Origin of the sequence: Rhizobium sp. Nf11,1 (assembly GCF_050587665.1) — a bacterium.
Taxonomy (GTDB): Bacteria; Pseudomonadota; Alphaproteobacteria; order Rhizobiales; family Rhizobiaceae; genus Rhizobium.
The window spans coordinates 1-17805 of record NZ_JBOBHU010000041.1; the positions used below are offsets into that span (position 1 = coordinate 1).

The following is a 17805-nucleotide window of genomic DNA, read 5'->3' on the forward strand; positions in this document are numbered from 1 at the left end:
TCGATGAGTGATGCGATGGTCGCCCAGTGCTCGGCCCCAGCGTCGGAACCCGCGAAGAGGGCATTTTTCCGATTGAGAGCAATTGGCCTGATAGATCGCTCGACTGCGTTGGAGTCGATTTCGATGCGGCCGTCATCGATGAATCTAGTCAGCCCATCCCAGCGCGACAAGGTGTATCGGATTGCTTCGGCCAGCTTTGTCTTCTGGCTGATGAGGCCGAGCTGTTCGGTGAGCCAGGAAGCAAGACTGTCGGTGATCGGGCGGCTCTTCTCCTGTCGGACGGCGCGGCGTTCGTCTTGGGCGCGGCCACGGATGTCGTCTTCAGTCCTGTAGAGTTCGGCAATACGCCGTAGCGCCTCGGTGGCAATGGGTGCGGGACCGGCAGCGGCCAGTTCATAGAAGCGACGTCGAACGTGAGACCAGCAGAATGCCAGCGACACGGCATTTTTGGCCGCAAGCGGTCGATAACCACTGTAACCATCGACCTGCAGGATTCCGACGAAGCCTTCGAGATGAGTCATCGGGCGCTCGGCCTTGCGATCCGGTGCATAGACATAAACGACACCAGGCGGATCACTTCCCTGCCACGGCCGGTCATCACGCGCATAGGCCCAGAGTTGGCCGGTCTTGGTCTTGCCGCGTCCCGGATCGAGCACCGGGGCTGTCGTCTCGTCGGCGAAGAGCTTGGACGACGACTTCAGATGATCAAGCAACCGCTAATGGACCGGGCGTAGATGCCAGGCGGCTCGGCCGACCCAGTCGGCAAGCGTCGAACGATCAAGATCGATGCCCTGGCGCTTGTAGATTTGCGCCTGACGATACAGCGGCAGGTGGTCGGCATATTTGGAGACTAACACCTGGGCGACGGTTGCCTCTGTCGGGATGCCGCCTTCGATCAATCTTGTCGGTGCCGGAGCCTGGACAACGACCTCCTCGCAGGCCCGGCAGGCATACTTTGGGCGGCGGACCACCAGCACGCGGAACTGGGCAGGCACAATGTCGAGCTTCTCGCTGACATCCTCGCCAATCCGATGCAGGTCGTTGCGGCAGCAGGGGCAGGCATGGTCATCGATATCGACCGCGATCTCGACGCGCGGCAGATGTGCTGGCAGCGAACCTCTGTTCGTGCGCCGTTGGCGACCTGCGCCTGTAGAACAGAAGGGGAGGCTTGCGCATTGTCTTCCAGACCGGCAGCCTCGACTTGCTCGGCCTCTTCAAGCCCAAGCAGAAGCTGGTCCTCGGGAAGCGTCTCGGCACGGCGACCGAACCGGTGGCGCTGCAATTCCTTGATGATCTGACGCAGGCGGGCATTCTCCGCCTCGCGCGAAAGCACCATCGCTTTCAACGCGTTCAGGTCATCCGGAAGCTCGTCCGCCGTTATCGTCATGGATCGAGAACACCATATTTTACCGCTCGGATCGAGAGGCTGGATGGTGCTGATTCAATTGGTCGCGGCCGTCATCCAGCCTTTACCGGCGTGCGCGTTTCGCTCGGCGCATGCACGCGTTTCCAGTCCAATCCCTCGAACAAAGCCGAGAACTGGGCGGCCGTCAGATGCATCGCGCCGTCCTGCATTCGAGGCCAATGGAACTCGCCATTCTCAAGCCGCTTGGCAACCAGGCACACGCCGCTGCCATCCCAGAAGATCAGCTTAATCCGGTCCGTTCGTTTGGCGCGGAAGACATAGATCGTGCCAGAGAATGGGTTAGCACCCATCTCCGCCTTCACCAGTGCTGCCAATCCTTCAGCACCTTTGCGGAAGTCGACGGGCTTGGTGGCGATCATCACCTTTACCGCACCGGACGGACCAATCACGACTGAGCCTTCAAGGCCTGGATCACGGCAGCAATGGTCGCGCTGTCCGTACCAGATGCGATCCTGACGATCGCGCCGCCAACCTCCAACTCGATTGCCGCAACTGGAAGTGCGCTCCTCGTTATCGTCTTTCGCCGTGTCGGAGTTGCCTCTGCTGGACGATCAATTACCGCTGGCACAAACATCGGCGGCGAATCTTGCTTCGCCTGACTTCGCACCTGCCGACGCCACGTAAACAATTGTCCGGGAGACAACCCATGTCGACGCGCAACAGCACTGACCGACATCTCGCCGCTATAGCTCTCAGCGACAATTCGGTCCTTCTCCTCGTCGCTCCAGTCGCGGCGACGGCCAGTTCCCGTGAAAACCTCAAACCGTTGCACCGGCACGTCTACACTGGTGCCATGCGTAAAACCTGTAATCGTCATATGTCGAAGCCTCGTTCGGCAACAACATCAACAATCACACGCTGATCCGGAAGGTGGGGGCAAAACACCGCTTACTTTCAAGGCGCGACCGTATCTACAGCCGCGCCCAGCCGCGCATGCCGTCAAGATCGAAAAAGGCCTTTGCAATGTTGCGCGCTTCAACGGTCCGGTCCTTCTCGACGTGATCGAGCGGTGCCCTCCAGAGGACGTCAGCGGTCCGTGGGGATCCGAGCAATCCCTGTGGCCCTTGCCGTCAGCAACCATGAACTGCACGACGAATTGGTCACACTACGATCCCACCGTGAGCGCGACGAACAGCCCACCTTTTCTTTGCTGATTGCGACCGCGAGATAAGCTTCCTCCTCCATCAATAGACGAAAGCCGTGGGATGCTCGTCGCGCACACATCCCATCAAAGTCCATGTTGCGAAACTCAGCGACAACGGCGACTCAATAGCCGCAAAATGGAAACGCCGATCACGCAAGAGAACTCGAGCCTGCGTTCCTCGGCGAATGCTTACAGTCTGGCCGTCACCCTCGCTGGCTGTGGATACGAACGAAATTCAAGGGAACGCTCTCGCTCAAGCGGCTCGTCAATCTCGCGCGCGTGCAGATCGAGACAGCGACATCTACGAGTTCTATTGCGCCACGTAGGACCTTGGTACCGCCTTCCTCGTGCGGGCGCAGACGAACAGGCTGCCCGAGTGTCGCCCAAAGATCCTGGCCTTCGCGCCTTCGCCCAGTGCTCTTGGACGGGATGTCATCGCATCACAACGACCCGACTTGGCTGCAGGTGAAGTGCTATCAAAACCTTGACCGGTTTGCACGACATCGCTTTCGGCATCTCTATTGGATCAAGCTCGACGATGTGGGTCAATCGGCAGCCCTGCCGGATGGATGACCGTGCATCCGGACAACGCCTTCGTCAGCCAGTAGTCAGCCAAGTCGTCTATCTAGGGCTGCCGCGCCAAGCAACCTAAACTCACGTCAAAACACAGGAGCGAATCGTCATGTATGGTCGAATTGGTGACTCTTCTGATATCCAATACACGCGTAGGGGGAGGCGGCAAACGGATGCAGGAAGCCAAGAGTTCGCGGCCACGTTTGCCCGGATGCACATAACCGCATCGGCTTCCAGCGGCGGCTCATCGTCAGCGGCTACGCAAGCTTACTCCCTCCAAGCCAACCCTCCGGTGGTGCAGATCGACAGATCTACTTTCAGGAGGGAGGCGAGGCAATTTCACGGCGCTGAGATCACGCGCATCGCAGACAATCCACAAGAGTATTCGGAATTCATATCGTCACGCGCCAGACGCACTGCGGACGTTGCTAGTCAATACGGCGTGCGTCGAGACTCGGAGCACGCGCGATATTACAGCTACCAACTGGGAGACCACTGTGTTGGACTGCTGAGAACAGAAGGCGGATTCAGCATGACTGAGTTTGAATCCGAAAGGTGGCGGGAACAATTTCCCGGTCGAACTGAGGTCACCTCTATAGTGGATCTTCAGGTAACTCATCCGCTCGTCGAGAATGCAGGCGATATTCTGCTGGAGCATCAACTTCGGAGGGACGGCGAACGACCGTTACTGAATTGGCGTGCGGCTAATCCAGAAGCACAAGCCCGCGCAGCGACGATGGGGTTTGTTGAAGTGGATGATGGCGACATGGTCCTTGACCCTACTCAGCATCCCGACAAGTGGACGAAGAACAGTGCCGGTGAATGGCAGCGTGTGGGCAAACCGCAGCAGTATCTCTGCAAAACTAAGGATAGCGGGAAAACTGAACCAAGTTCAGACTCCTATGAGGATGACTTTATGTGATCGGACGCTCGTGGAGATAGCAGCGATGGCGGGCCGCTGATGGCTATGTGCCGTGTCCATTGTCATGTGCGGTGAGCGAAATGGCTCGACCGAAACGGCAACGCGCACGGGCGGCCCCGGCCGGCGCAGACTCAAGCGGAGCAGCTACCGCCTGAACATTGCAAGTGCTTTAGCGCGCGCCGCACCGAAGTCTGCAGCCATGTCAGAAACGTTAGGAGGAGACGCATCGGGCCTCCATCTATGTTTCTTCGACGTATTCGCCGGAAAGTTCGGCAGCTTCCCGGCCTGGCTGTGCGTGGGGGTCACTCCGATCGATCTCGTGGTGAAACTCGCGCCGCAGGCAGTGCAACTTCCAGAGCGTCCTCTGGCCTAAACCCGCTCAGGCGGGATGGGATATTGGCGATGAGATTTACGTGTGCATCTGGGCGATTGCACATGTCAGCCAAACGCTGGCCAACGAGCGCTGAACGACACCAGCCCGCAAAATGATAGGCACGGCATTTTCGCCGTTTCGGAGATGGAATATGACGGTCATTGGCCCACCTGGGAACTCGCGTATTAGGAATGCTGGGGCCGACAATATTTCGGGATCAAGCAGTTCGCGCTCGCAATCAGGCCCTCCCCTGGCGGAGGGCCGCCAAAAGTTCAATTCCATCCTGGAGGTGATGCACTCTGGGTCTCAAGGCACAGGTGCGTCCTGCGCACGCACTGCCGACGAAGACCCTGGGGAGAGGTCGTCCGGCCCTTCCGCGGGCGCACGGCGAGTGCTGGCCGCTGTTGTTCGAGCAACCGCGCTGACAAGAGCAGGCGCCGTGCGGCGGCGCCGTCTTCCCTCAGTCCCGGAGGGTGATGCCACAGTTCTAGTCGCTGACCAGCCATCCAAGTCGGACATGGCAGTCCCGCTTTGTATAACCGCCGGACAAATCAAGGCAGAAGATCAACAGATGAAAGGCTTGCTTGCAGAATTTGAATCTAGCCGCCTTGAAGCTAGCCTAACCGCCAACCGAGGCCCTACCCTGGAGGAGAAGCAAGAGGCGCTCGATCGAATCGTCGATGCAGGCTCGACAGTTCTGGAATATCACGCGAGTCTGGCCCCAGGGAGCGATAGCATTCTGTCCAATGATCATGCGCGTCTAACCCGGGATCTGGTGCTCGATGCGGCATCGGAATGCATGGAACTCGCCAAGGACGGCATGCAATTGCTAGAGATTCGTAACAAGGCGCGCGCCGTGCTCGCCTTGGTCCTCCGATCCAACCCTAGCCCCGCCAAGCTGAGCCAAGCGGTTTCCAGTGTGGCAAGGCACTATATAGCTTGCGTGGAGTTTTGGGAAAAGAAGACATGGCGCGCGGAACGCATCCAGTTAGCCTATGCCGTCACTGCCAACCTACCAAATACAAATGCCGAGATCCAGCAGGCCGAAGAGGCCAAATTGCGACTGCATACCGGCTCGACACTGATGTCGAGGTTCATGGTTCTGCAATCGCGGATCGAGCTCGCGCGGTTGTTAATTGAGCCACGAGCGAGCAGTTTCCAAGCGCCACTGAGGGAAATGCTTATCGGTGAGAACGGGCGAGTACCTCTGTTGGATGCCCTCAGCGCCTCAGTTTTGCCGGCGGTGCATCGGACGCGCGGCGCTCTTCAGACCAAGGCAGGGCGCCCACTCGACTCGATAGACTGCTCCGTTCTGCAAGGCGTCATGCAGAGGCTTTTGGATTTTGCATCGGCGTTGCCCGACTTGCTTGGCAGGCTAAGCGATGACCGAACAGGTGCCGACCTCCCGTTGGAATTGTTGGGTCAGATAGCGGAAGGCGCGCGAGGCACTGCGGACCAGGTCCTGCAACTCTTGGACCTGCAGCCAACGAGATCATCCATCAGCGAACGGCCGGCTGCCGCTGTGACTGCGACCGACACTACCGGCCAGGCTGTGACGGAGAGGGCTGCACCGGCCGAAGGCACTTCGACCCGCAGGAAGGGGAAAAGCAGGCGCAAGCCCTCCGCTGGCGCCCGAAGTTCGGCCCCCGGGCGACCGGAACCGCAAGTCGTTTCGGGCAAGAGCGGCACGGCGCAAGCAACCGAGGTTCTCTCCCTTGGCAACAGTTCATCGGGCCCCTCCATTAGTCCACATCGAATTGCGGACGCTGCGCCCCGTGCAGGCATTACCGCGGGGCGTGTTCTTCCCTCGTTGTCGGTTGATGGAGCGCGAGCTCGAGAAAAAAGCTTCGTGGGCGAACCCCGGCCCGGCGATCAAGGACCCGGAACATCGCAACCGGACGCGCTCCCAACTGGTAGCCAGACTGTGGGCATTGGGGAAGCTGGATCAAGCAGCTCGCCCCCGCAATCAAGTCACGCCGTTGGACAGAGCAGCCAATCGTCCGATGTCGGCGTGCAGCGGACGCTCGCTGGCTCCCAGTATAAACGAATGTCCTATGCTCGCGTTGTGCTAGGGGCCGACGAAGCCCTTGGCGGCAAATCCGCCGATTCATCCATAGGTCCCGCCCGAGCCCTCACGACTCCGCGACGGGCAGCCAGTGGGCCTCAACATCATTCTACCCAAGGTCCGCAAGGCGAAGTAACGGCCAGGGAAAAAAAGTCTTTGCGTTTTCATGAGAACTGGCGGCTCCGCGATCCAAAGCCGAGTCGCTCGCAACCAGACACGCTCCCACCTCAGGAGCAAAGCGAGCCCAGGCCAGCGGCAGGAGCGGGACGGCGGCGTTTCGACAATGTAGCCGCACAGAGCTACAACGAAGCACTACTCAATGACGCTTTACATGAGATTTCCTTCGCTCCCGGCATCACTGAATTCTCGTGCGCTGTGGTGAAGTACGACAAGAGTCTGCAAGGCCAGGCACATCATGCAACATTCCTCCAAAGGGCCGCTTCCGAGTTCACTCGTCAATTTATTCCAAGATGGGAGCAAGATGTCCGCGTCCGCAATACCTGGGGGTACGCCACCTCCTGCAACTCGATCAGCCGGAAAACTGGCGGTCAGGCAGGCATGGAAGCTTGCAGCGCCATGGCAGCTCAGGTGTCGAGACTCGGCAGCGCGCTGAAAGACGTTGAAAGTAAAACGCTTTCACTGTTCGTATTGTCTTTCAGTCGCTATCCCCGAGTAACGGAATGTCGCAATGGAATGATTGGTATCGCCAAGATTTTTCATGAGCAACGCGGAGCGCTTTCCCAGCTCAACGGTCAAAGTCTGGCACTGCTGGTCAACGGCTTTAGCAAATGGCCGGAACACGAGAACGCTCGTAAAGCCGCGATAGCAGTTGCCGCCGAGATTCGCCGCCGCCCCGCCGGGCTGTCTGATTTTGGTCCGCAGAACTTGGCTAACGTTGTGAACGGTTTGAGCAAGTGGCCGCAAGAGGCGGAGTGTTGCGGCACTATCAATGCAATCGCCGATGAGGTCTGTCACCGCGCCGATAAAGACGCCAATCTATCCGGGTTTAATCCGCAGGCTCTGGCAAACCTGATGAACGGCTTCAGCAAAGCGCCGGAACTGGTACACTCACGCCAAGCAACCGTCGTCATAGCCGATGCGGTCTGTCGCCGCGCCGATAAAGACGCCGATCTATCCGGGTTTCATCCGCAGGATCTGGCGAACCTGGTAAACGGCTTCAGCAAGTGGCCCGAGGACTGCCGCGGAGCTATCGCTGCGATCGCGCGTGCGGTGCCTTGCGCCGCCGGCGAGCTGTCGGGTTTCATTGGGCAGGATCTGGCGAACCTGGTGAACGGCTTCAGCAAGTTGCAGGCGGCGGAGTGCTCCCGCGCTTCCGTCGCAATTGCCAGTGAGGTCTGTCACCGCGCAAGCCGCCCCGAGGTCGGGCTCTCTGATTTCAATCCGCAGCATCTGGCGAACCTGGTGAACGGCTTCAGCAAATTGCAGGCGGCGGAGTGCTCACGCGCTGCCGTCGCAATTGCCGTTGAGGTCTGTCACCGCGCCAGCCGCCGCGAGGTCTGGCTTTCTGATTTTGATGGGCAGCATCTGGCGAACCTGGTGAACGGCTTCAGTAAATGGCCGCAAGAGGAGAATTTGGGTCACGCCACCAACATTGTCGCTGACGAGGTGCTTCGCTGCGCCGATCAGCTGCCTATGTTTGATGCGCACCACCTGGCGAGCCTGGTGAACGGCTTCAGCAGGTGGCCGCAATCGGAAAACTCCTATCAAGCCACAGTTGCGGTCGCAGGTGCCGTGGTTAGCCGCCCCGGGCGCCTGCAGGGCTTCACTGGGCAGGATCTGGCGAACCTGGTGAACGGCTTCAGCAAGTGGCCCGAGGACTGCCGCGGAGCTATCGTCGCGATCGCGCGGGCGGTGGCTCGCGCCGCCGGCGAGCTGTCGGGATTTAATGAGCTAGATCTGGCGAATCTGGTAAACGGCTTCAGCAAGTGGTCCGAGGACTGCCGCGGCGCCATCGTTGCGGTCGCGCGTCAGGTCGGTGGCCGGGCCGACCAGCTGCCTGTGTTTGGTCCGCAGGCACTTGCGAACCTGGTGAACGGCTTCAGCAAGTGTCCTGACGAGGCTGGCTGCTGCGACGCCGTCGTTGCCATCGCTGCGGAGGTGGTCAGTCGCGCCAGCCCCAGCGACCTGCTGCCTGGATTCGATCCGCAGGCCCTTGCGAACCTGGTGAACGGCTTCAGCAAGTGGCCGCAAGAGGAGAAATCACGCCAGGCCGCCGCGGTAATCGCCGGCGAGGTAATTCGCAGCGCTAACCAGCTCCTTGATTTTACATCGCAGCACCTTTCGAACCTGGTGAACGGCTTCAGCAAGTGGCCGCAAGAGGAGAAATCACGCCAGGCCACCGCGGTGATCGCCGGCGAGGTGATTCGCGACGCCGATCGGCTCTCTGGTTTTAGCTCGCAGCAGCTGGCAAATCTGCTCAACGGCTTCGACAGGTGTGCGGAAGAGGAGGCATGCAGCCAGGCGGTTTTGGAGATCGCCCGCAGACTTGGCCCGGCCGGTCGACCATACCGTCATTTTACGACGCACGGGCTCTCCAGTATCGCCAACAGTTTGGCGCGTGGGGTTATGAGGAGAGAGGACGCCGGAGAGATCGCAGAGACCGCGCTGCTGAAAGATCGACTACACAAACTGGCTCATTATCTTCATTATGCGAGCGATCGCATCGGCGAGGCCGACGCGGTGGCCGTCACGAGCATCTTGAAGGCGTTGGCCAAGGCCCAGTTGCATGACGATCTTAGCTTGCTCGCAGCCCCTGGAATAAATCGACTGAGGCAATTGCATCAGGCCCCTGGCTTTGCGGTTGAGAACAACCTCGAAATTATGGGAAACATTTGCGCCGCTCTGCTGCCGCTGGCGCGCAGCCCGCGCAAGCAGCTGCGTTGGCACCGAAGGCAGGCTTTGAACTTGCTTAATGATATCCAACCTATCGTGGAGCACAAGATCGAGGCCCATCTCAGGGCAAGCGATGCCGAGCGGAACCGGGGGCCGAACTCGACACGCCGTCCCGCGCTGTCGATTTATCAAGTGCTCAAGGCCCGTGCGAACCTGGCAACATTGCTGCGGCGGCCGTATGTTGAGGGCAGCAAGTCTGATTTGCGTGTGAGGCGCGACGAGCTGCAGTCCAAGACCAAGGAAATCCTGGACAGCACGCGCGAGCTCATCGAAAGCGACCTTTCCAGCATGAGTTGGAACTTGATCGCGCAAATCGAGGCTGAACGTCCGATCGATGCGCTCGACACGTTCGTGGCGCAGAATGCCGCAACGGTCCAAGCCCAACATTCGGCGTCCGTCTTCGACGTCCATCAGGTTCTGCGAGCCATGGACCATGAACCCAGAGCGCCGCAGGGTGAGGCGGGATTGATGCGATTGCCGGTAGTCGACATGCAGGGCCGGCAACTGGCCACGGACCCCGAGACGCGCTATTCGATCTTTTATCGCCTGACCTCGGGGGCAGTGAAGATGGTTGCGGTGCAACTGCCAGGAAAGCCGAGCCCGTTTATGCTGGCACGCACGTTAACCGTCGAGGGCGTGCCATACCGCATGGATCTGTTCGGCGGAAGCAAGTTAAAGCCGCCGCGAAAAACCCTTTCCCAGATCGCGGCCAAACTTCCAGGTCGGGGGGAACCAGAGCCTTCCGGCGGGAAGCTGCTGGCGATTCCCTATGCCGAAACCGCACCAGGCACTTCCTTTGAGAAGCTGTCGCGCGCCTGGGCACCTTTCAAAGAGGCATATTATTACACTCAGCGTCGGGGTTTTGCCGCGCCGCCGGCTCTCAAGGACTTAGGTCCTCACGATTATGCGCTGGAAGGCGCATTCAAACTGTCGTTGCTGCCGGACCGCCCTGCCAGTGAACATCCCTTCAAGCTAACTGGGCGGGAAGGTCCGATTGCGTTGCGACCGCATGACGGCTGCGGCTTCATCAAGGCTTCGCTGGCCACTCGTATGAAGGCTGTTCGCCTGGCCGGTGGGCAGGAAGGTGCTGCTCGGGTGCCTGCGTTTGGTGAAGGAAGGAGATCGTCCCTGCCTGCCACGGCGCTGCAACATTATCCGCGAAGCGAGATGGTGGCAAATGAGGTGCGAGAGAAAGCTAAGATTTGGCTCGATAGTCGACAGGGGCAACGACTGACGGCCGAGGAGTTGTTTCGAACCCTGACTAGCGGACATATCGACGGTCCAGGCGCGGTTGCGGTACCGTCCGGTGATGAATGTCTCCATGTGCCGACGCTCAAAAGCGAGACCTTAACGGGGACGAACGGCGTGCTGATCGGGCGCTCGCCGTACGATAAGCCCAACCTGCGGCCAATCGCCACCGACCTGGTCAGGTCAGCCGCTGGTGGGGACCCGACAGCAGTGTTCCTAGGCGCGTGTGTGGCCATGCAATACAGCTTTAATGTCGCCCAGAAATCGGGCGAGGAACTCGCGGCCGACGATCCGACTTTCTTTGCTAAAGGCATTCTGATCGTCGTGCCGGACGAGATGTGGCCGGCGAACTACGCCGATCGTGCGCTGGTGATGTCTGCGGAGGACGTCAAGTGCCATTCGCAGTGGACGACAGGCAAGGACCGCGTCAAGGAGGATACGGCACTCGACTGCCTCGGCGTCCTGCAGGCCACCGAGGTGTTTGCCCCGGGGTCGTTGATCGCCGTGCCGACCGGTGAACAGAAAAAACTTGACGGCGACTTCGACGGCGACACCGTCATCATCATCGGCGACCGGCCGCAGCTTTATGAGCATGTGCGTGAATTCGATGAAAAGGAGCAAGCTCTCGGACTTCCATCCCTTAAGCCGCCAAAGTCGCATACCCCAGCACTTGACGGCGACACCTACCAGTTTGGTCGCGCCAGCCAGATTCTCGCTGCCACCCAGGATGTCTTGGAAACTTACAGCGGTCTACAGCGAAACTTTCTGGCTCAGTCTCATGAATCACGGCGCTGGTTTGCGGAGCGCGCCATCTTTGGCACCTACGAGGGCGTCCACCATGAACTCCGACGCGACATTGGTCAGTTGCTAGGCCGGGAAGAGGTGAGCGGCCAGGATATCGAGAACCTGTTTGCGAGAGCGAGGCGCGAGATCGAGATCGCTCAACATCCGGTTGCTCGCGAAATGGCCGAGTTGCTCGTTGCCGACCTTGAAGCATGGGCAGAGGGGCATGAGGTGGAGCCAGCGCCCGAGACAGTCGAACACGCGGAGGGCACCGAAAGCACGACGCTCAGCGCAGCTGTCTCAGATCTTCTCCCGGATTTGGCGGATTCCTATCCGGCAACTTCTCAACCAAGAGACCGCATTCGGGCTTTGATCGACAACTATCCGGCGCGGATCGAACCTCGCCCGGACGGTTACAATCCGGATGACCTGGTGCAAAGCGCAAACAACCTCCTGAGCCTCGGCATCAAGGTCGGCACCGACGCCTACAAATCCAATACTGGCGCTCAGCTGTTTTCGAAGAAGAGCGGGGACCTTCAGCGGCTGCTGCATACAACGCCTGGCTTGAGGTCCGTGCCATACGTCAAGGGCTTGGCAGCGTCTCTCAACCATGGAAGGTTTGACTTCAGGGCAGCCTTGGAGGATCTGGAGGACAATCCCACGCTGACGGCTTCAGTCATGCAAACCTCGATCAGTCTCGCTGTGGACGAACGCATCTTGCGCGAGTCCTCGGGCTTGCCGTCCGCAGCAGCGAATTCCGATGAGACGATTACGCTGACCCGCGAGGAGGCCTCGGAGCGCGCTAGAACTGAGGCTGCCCGCGCAATGAAAGAAGAGGGCAAAATCACCGCAGCGGCACTCAACGTCGCTGCAAGCCTCAGAAAAATGGGCATTCAGGTGAAAATGCCTCATTTGGAGCGCCGGCTGAGGTCGGAACGCTCCATAGGAGAGCAGCTCGCCGGAACGAGCGTTTCATCCGACAGCACCCAACAGCTGATCAGCAGTGCGGTACGTCACGTCTTCGAGATTCCTGACAAGGATTTTACACGTGCCTTCAAGGCAGCCATTCTGGCGTTCGAGGAGCAGGATTACACCGAAATTGAGGTGACCAACTGGTTCAAGTTCGAGCGTCCCACTTATCTCGGCATCCACGCGGTACTTGCCACAGCAGCAGGCTATCGCTTCCAGATGGAATTCCACACCCCGGCCAGCTACAGCGCCAAAGTTGACAACCACGATACTTATAAAGAGCTGCAGCAGCTGAAGCGCCGCGATGCTCCTGAGAAGACAGAGGAACTCGAGCAGAAGGTGACAGAGAGCTACAAGGCCGTTAGCAGACCCCATGACGTGCTGAGCATAACACACTGGAGCGATGGTAAGGGTAGCGTCGCAGTCGCTGGATTGCGAGCTGCGGGACAATCAAGAAAGGCGGAGATCGCCAGGCCACCGGAGGCTACGTACGACGATATTCGTTCTGCGCCGACGCCGACGCCCCCCACCTTCGATGCTCGGATCGGGAGGTCCGATGCGCCAGCTTCGAAACGCCCTGAGGCGTCGGTGCTCGGTACCACCGAGTGGCTGAGCGATGCCCATATTCAGACGGATTACGATTTCCTCGAGCAGCAGCTGCAGGGGATCGATCCAACGCTTGCCGCCAGCATAAGGCTGGTGGATCCGTCGGTATCCCATCTGCTGCGCCACATGGAGCTGCAACACGCGCGAGGCATGCTGCAGTCGATCTATAATCGAAACGCCGCCCCGGCCGACTTCCTGTTCCTTCCAGTGAACAATGGCACCTTTGATGGCCGCGGCACCCATTGGTCGCTGCTGCTCGTCGATCGCCGCGATCCGGAGCGGCAGGTCGCCTATCATTACGATTCCCTCCAGCAAAGAAGATATAACGACGAAGCCGCAACACAGCTGGCAGAACGGCTGGACGCCACCTTGGTGCCAGCCCGCATGGCCGCACAGCCGAACGACTACGATTGCGGCGTCTTTGTCGTGGACGGCACGCGGGCGTTGGTCAAGCGATTGGTGGACGGGGAGCGGCCAGCCCACGAGCCACTGCACCTCCACACCCTCATCGCCGATCGACAGGCGCTGCAAAGCAGACTGACGATGTATTGATACGCATGCTGGAAACAGCACGCCAAGCCAGTCGAATTTGCCAAATCTAGTCTTTGCGACAGGATTGAACGAAGCAGCCGCTGGCGCGCCAGTCGCGCCGAGCTAAGAGCAGTCGAGTGAGCCAAGACCTACCAGGCGACCATGCGGTGTTTCGTTCACAGCACCAGAGCAAGAGAACCAGTGCAGTAGCGAGCGGTACATCGACTGAGCTAGTCGGCGAAGGCCCCTTCCCGCGCCGGGCTTGTTCGTATCCGCAATACGCGCGGCCATCAGGTTGCGGGGGTCTCAGATCCCGCAGCTCCCCGTTTGATCCGTACCCCTCCGGTGATGCTTGCAATTACCCACATCTGAGTGTCGCTGCTATTTCGGTTCCGAGGCGAATGTCTGTCAGCCGGCTGAGGCCGCGCCAGTCGACTGTATTTCCCGGTGGCGGATCTGATGTTCTTGCAAGGTAACCACCTAAACGAGCGAGTTTGGTGAGATAGAAATTTAACGATCCCGGCGTCGCCTGCCGGTTACCTGCGTTGCTTACCATTTGATCGAGGATTTCAATTTCCTGTTCGGTGAGTGCCGCAGTTGGCGGTGTTTCGGGTGCAGTGCGCGCGAGCATTGTCAACCAGAGCACTCTCCAGCTCATAAGACGAGGTTTGCCAGTCGATCGGCCGTTCGTAATCTTGCGTCTTCAGCCCGACAACCAGACTTGAGGATCTTATGGAAGACCTCGATCTTCCAGCGCATCGCATACCATTTGATCTTTTCGACGGCCTCCTCGCAGCTATCACCTCAAGATCGGTCAGCAGCTTCCATTCGATGCGCTTGCGGCCGGCCGGAGGGTTGGGCTCTACCGCGTGAATGACGGTAAGATCCAATGCAGGGTATCGCTTCTTCTTGCCGATGGGCGGCAGCACCCGGATCCGTTTGAAGCGGATATCCAGGTGGACTTTGGTGACCTCGTCGGTATCGGCGCGAACTTCGATAAGGTGCTGTCCGGCAGTTTCAACATCGCGCATTTCAGCCGATATTGTGTGATCCCCGTTGCCAGCCAGCCGGTCGACGACGGTCCGCACGACGAAGTGCGTGCCAAGCTCCTTGGTCAGGCAGTAGAGCTCGTAGATATCACTTTCGCGGTCGCCGACATGAATACATCGGTCTGGCTGGCCGAGAAGGTCGACGGATTGACGCAGATTTTCAAGCCAACGGATGCTTTTCGATCGGAACACGTGTCGGGTTGATCTTGCGTTTGAGCTGGGCGGTCCCCTTGAACTTGTCGCGGCTCCAGAACTTGACGGCCGCCAACCCTAAGGGCAGCCCATCCAAGGTCACCGCAAGGCTCGAATGCATCAATATCCCGCAGACCGTATGGTGGCGCAGCCGCTCCTGTTTGTCTCGGCCACTGTTGACGCTCTTGGTAAAGCCAACGGCATGCGGATTGCGGCGCTGATAGGTAAACTCGGTCGTGTCCTGCAGCACCAAGATCGGACCATTGCAAGCATCGTAGCGTTGGGCGGTCGCGGCAAAGTGGCCGTTGAGGATATCGCCTTCCTCAACATTCGGATTGGAGAAAAAGCGATACGCCGCTTTGGTACTGGCCCAGTCCTGGCAGGCAAAAGGAATAGAGCCGCCCATATGCTCTCCAAGCTGTCGTAAAAGCTCCGAGCAGCGTCGTCCAAGACGCGCATCTTTGAAAGACCCGGCGTCTATTTCCTGCTTGCTCCAATGGCCGTCATTATCAGCCATCAGATCGTCTCGAACCGACATAAAGCACCGCCTTAAACGAATCAGGTGCTCGACACAGAATCACAAGCGATTCTTTCGATTCAAGATTTCACTGAAAACTTTCCGTAAACGAGTCAGCTACTTATCCCTTATGGGTAATTGCAAGCCGGTGATGGCCGCCTTGCCGAGGTAGGCTGAAGATTGCAAGTCCTAGTGCAAGCACTAGGAGTAGTCCTATGACGAAGCATCAGATTGAGGTGATTACGTCGGTCGAGCGGCGTCGGCGTTGGTCTCGCGAGGAGAAGTAGCGGCTGGTCGCGGCGACGCTTGAGCCAAGCGCAAGTGTTTCGGAGATTGCGCACTCGGCCGGCATCCATGTGAGCCAGCTCTTCCGCTGGCGCAAGGAGCTCTGCCAGATCTCCGCGCCGTCCGTCCCGCAACTCGTTCCGGTGGAGGTCATCGAAGCGCTGCCAGCGCCAGCGACCCCGGCCGAGCCGCCGCCGGTCTCCCGGCCGCGCAAAAAAGCAAGCATGGTGATGATCGAGCTTGGCGGCGGCCGTCTCCTTCGGGTCGAGAGCGACATCGATACCGAAGCCATGGCACGGATCCTCGATGTTCTGGAGCGGCGATGATCCCCGTCCCGAGCGGTGTGAAGGTGTGGCTGGCCACTGGCTATACCGATATGCGCAGGGGCTTTCCCGGCCTGTCGCTGATGGTGCAGGAGACGTTGAAGCGCGATCCCATGAGCGGCCATCTCTTCGTCTTCCGCGGTCGGAGCGGCGGGCTGATCAAGGTGATCTGGCACTATGGCCAGGGTGCCTGCCTGTTCACGAAGAAGCTCGAGCGCGGCCGCTTCATCTGGCCGTCGGCGGCCGACGGCACGGTGGTGATCACGCCGGCGCAGCTCGGCTATTTGCTCGAAGGCATCGACTGGCGAATGCCGCAAAAAACTTGGCGTCCGACGTCGGCGGGATGAGCAAAACCGCTGGCACGGCGGGAGCGAATATGATTCCATCCCACCATGACCGATGCGGCTGATCAGCTTCCCGACGACCTTGCCAGTGCACATGCGATGATCCTCGCCGAGCGCGCTGCCCGCCGCGAAGCCGAGGCGCTCGCCGCTCGCGCCCAGGCAGTGAACTCGCATTCGGATAAACTGATTGCCCGGCTCCGGCTGGAGATCGAGAAGCTGACGCGCGACATCCATGGCAGCCGCTCGGAGCGCAAGGCCCGGCTTCTCGAACAGATGGAGCTGCAGCTCGAGGAGTTGGAGGCCGACGCTGGAGAAGACGAACTGGCGGCGGAGATGGCGGCGCGCTCCTCGGCGGTCCGGGCCTTCGAGCGCAAGCGTCCATCGCGCAAGCCTTTCCCCGAGCATCTGCCGCGCGAGCGCGTCGTCCTTGCCGCTCCATCAAACTGCCCGTGCTGCGGCTCTGCCAAGCTGGCGAAGCTGGGCGAAGACATCACCGAGACGCTGGAGGTGTCCCCCGCGCCAGTGGAAGGTGATCCAGACTGTACGCGAGAAGTTCTCTTGCCGCGAATGCGAGAAGATCACCCAGCCGCCGGCACCCTTCCACGTGACGTCGCGCGGCTTTGCCGGACCGAACCTCTTGGCGATGATCCTGTTCGAGAAGTTTGGTCAGCACCAGCCGCTGAACCGGCAGAGCGAACGCTATGCCCGCGAGGGCATCGACCTCAGCCTGTCGACGCTCGCCGATCAGGTCGGGGCCTGCGCCGCGGCATTAAAGCCGGTGCATGCGCTGATCGAAGCGCATGTGCTGGCCGCCGAACGGCTGCATGGCGACGACACCACCGTGCCGATCCTGGCGAAGGGGAAGACCGATACGGGTCGCATCTGGACTTATGTCAGAGATGACCGGCCGTTCGGCGGGCAATCGCCACCGGCGGCGCTCTATTATGCCTCGCGCGACCGGCGGCAGGAGCATCCCGAGCGTCATTTGAAGAACTTCACCGGCATTCTGCAGGCCGACGCCTATGGCGGCTACAATCCATTGTTCAAGGTGGATCGCGATCCCGTTCCGCTGACGCAGGCGCTGTGCTGGGCCCATTCTCGGCGCAAGTTCTTCGTGCTCGCCGACATCGCCAGCAACGCCAAACGCGGCAAGAATGCTGCCGCGATCTCGCCGGTTGCACTGGAGGCGGTCAAGCGCATCGACGCTCTCTTCGACATCGAGCGCGACATTAACGGTCTTTCGGCCAACGAGCGGCTGCAACGACGTCAGAAGGACAGCCGTCCGCTCGTTGATGCGCTTCAGGCCTGGCTTCGATCTGAGCGAACAAAGCTGTCGCGCAGTTCACCGGTCACCGAGCCGATCGATTACATGCTGAAGCGCTGGGACGGCTTCACGACCTTCCTCGGTGACGGCCGGATCTGCCTCACCAACAACGCCGCCGAACGGGCGCTGCGCGGCTTTGCCCTCGGCAGAAAGTCGTGGCTCTTTGCCGGCTCCGATCGTGGTGCCGATCGCGCCGGCTTCATGGCGACGCTAATCAT

Annotated in this window: 10 protein-coding genes and 1 pseudogene; 6 read left to right on the forward strand and 5 right to left on the reverse strand. The window is 59.8% G+C overall.

All coding sequences use genetic code 11. The features are described from left to right. From tnpC (ACQ7C1_RS30790) to tnpA (ACQ7C1_RS30800), 3 genes and pseudogenes are all read right to left on the reverse strand, one after another. Positions 1-1387: pseudogene (gene tnpC, locus ACQ7C1_RS30790) on the reverse strand (IS66 family transposase); the annotation flags it as partial. Positions 1388-1458: 71 nt separating this feature from the next. Continuing rightward, on the reverse strand, positions 1459-1815 hold the full coding sequence (tnpB, locus tag ACQ7C1_RS30795; protein ID WP_430961078.1) for an IS66 family insertion sequence element accessory protein TnpB: 357 nt from the start codon (positions 1813-1815) through the stop codon (positions 1459-1461). Beyond that, positions 1812-2243, reverse strand: a complete 432-nt coding sequence (gene tnpA / locus ACQ7C1_RS30800) for an IS66-like element accessory protein TnpA (protein WP_430961079.1) — start codon at positions 2241-2243, stop codon at positions 1812-1814. The genes tnpB (ACQ7C1_RS30795) and tnpA (ACQ7C1_RS30800) overlap by 4 nt, the downstream gene beginning before the upstream one ends. Before the next feature lie 1432 nt (positions 2244-3675). Here tnpA (ACQ7C1_RS30800) and ACQ7C1_RS30805 point away from each other — a divergent pair. Next, on the forward strand, positions 3676-4065 hold the full coding sequence (locus tag ACQ7C1_RS30805) for a hypothetical protein (protein WP_430961080.1): 390 nt from the start codon (positions 3676-3678) through the stop codon (positions 4063-4065). A 944-nt stretch (positions 4066-5009) separates the two neighbouring features. Then, on the forward strand, positions 5010-13574 hold the full coding sequence (xopAD, locus tag ACQ7C1_RS30810; protein WP_430961081.1) for a XopAD/skwp family type III secretion system effector: 8565 nt from the start codon (positions 5010-5012) through the stop codon (positions 13572-13574). A gap of 337 nt (positions 13575-13911) precedes the next feature. Here the strand turns inward: xopAD and ACQ7C1_RS30815 are convergent, their stop codons facing one another. Next, positions 13912-14190 carry a hypothetical protein gene (locus ACQ7C1_RS30815; protein WP_430961082.1) on the reverse strand — a complete coding sequence of 93 codons (279 nt, stop codon included), beginning with the start codon at positions 14188-14190 and terminating at the stop codon, positions 13912-13914. Between the two features lie 232 nt (positions 14191-14422). Between ACQ7C1_RS30815 and ACQ7C1_RS30820 the strand changes: the two genes are divergently transcribed. Beyond that, positions 14423-14806: a hypothetical protein gene (locus ACQ7C1_RS30820; protein ID WP_430961083.1), complete on the forward strand. Its 384-nt coding sequence runs from the start codon at positions 14423-14425 to the stop codon at positions 14804-14806. On the opposite strand, the gene ACQ7C1_RS30825 is transcribed toward ACQ7C1_RS30820, so the two are convergent. Then, positions 14763-15311, reverse strand: a complete 549-nt coding sequence (locus tag ACQ7C1_RS30825) for an IS4/Tn5 family transposase DNA-binding protein (protein ID WP_430961084.1) — start codon at positions 15309-15311, stop codon at positions 14763-14765. The two genes, ACQ7C1_RS30820 and ACQ7C1_RS30825, sit on opposite strands and share 44 nt — an antisense overlap. A 290-nt stretch (positions 15312-15601) precedes the next feature. Here ACQ7C1_RS30825 and tnpA (ACQ7C1_RS30830) point away from each other — a divergent pair, with 290 nt between their 5' ends. From tnpA (ACQ7C1_RS30830) to tnpC (ACQ7C1_RS30840), 3 genes are all read left to right on the forward strand, one after another. Further along, positions 15602-15922, forward strand: coding sequence for an IS66-like element accessory protein TnpA (tnpA, locus tag ACQ7C1_RS30830; protein ID WP_430961087.1), 321 nt, complete (start codon positions 15602-15604; stop codon positions 15920-15922). Beyond that, positions 15919-16266 (forward strand): IS66 family insertion sequence element accessory protein TnpB, encoded by a 348-nt coding sequence (gene tnpB, locus ACQ7C1_RS30835; protein WP_430961085.1) that lies wholly within the window; start codon positions 15919-15921, stop codon positions 16264-16266. The genes tnpA (ACQ7C1_RS30830) and tnpB (ACQ7C1_RS30835) overlap by 4 nt, the downstream gene beginning before the upstream one ends. Positions 16267-16311: 45 nt before the next feature. Next, positions 16312-17805 (forward strand): IS66 family transposase gene (tnpC, locus tag ACQ7C1_RS30840; protein WP_430961086.1). Its coding sequence is split into 2 segments (ribosomal slippage), with 1493 coding nucleotides annotated over them: positions 16312-16776 and positions 16778-17805; the frame shifts between segments, so codons are not numbered across the junction. This gene is flagged as partial in the annotation.

Excerpts from the sequence above, each read along its gene's own strand:
- tnpA (WP_430961079.1), bottom strand. The coding sequence starts at position 2,243 with ATGACGATTACAGGTTTTACGCATGGCACCAGTGTAGACGTGCCGGTG.
- xopAD (WP_430961081.1), top strand. The coding sequence starts at position 5,010 with ATGAAAGGCTTGCTTGCAGAATTTGAATCTAGCCGCCTTGAAGCTAGC.
- tnpB (WP_430961085.1), top strand. The coding sequence starts at position 15,919 with ATGATCCCCGTCCCGAGCGGTGTGAAGGTGTGGCTGGCCACTGGCTAT.
- ACQ7C1_RS30825 (WP_430961084.1), bottom strand. The coding sequence starts at position 15,311 with ATGGCTGATAATGACGGCCATTGGAGCAAGCAGGAAATAGACGCCGGG.
- ACQ7C1_RS30805 (WP_430961080.1), top strand. The coding sequence starts at position 3,676 with ATGACTGAGTTTGAATCCGAAAGGTGGCGGGAACAATTTCCCGGTCGA.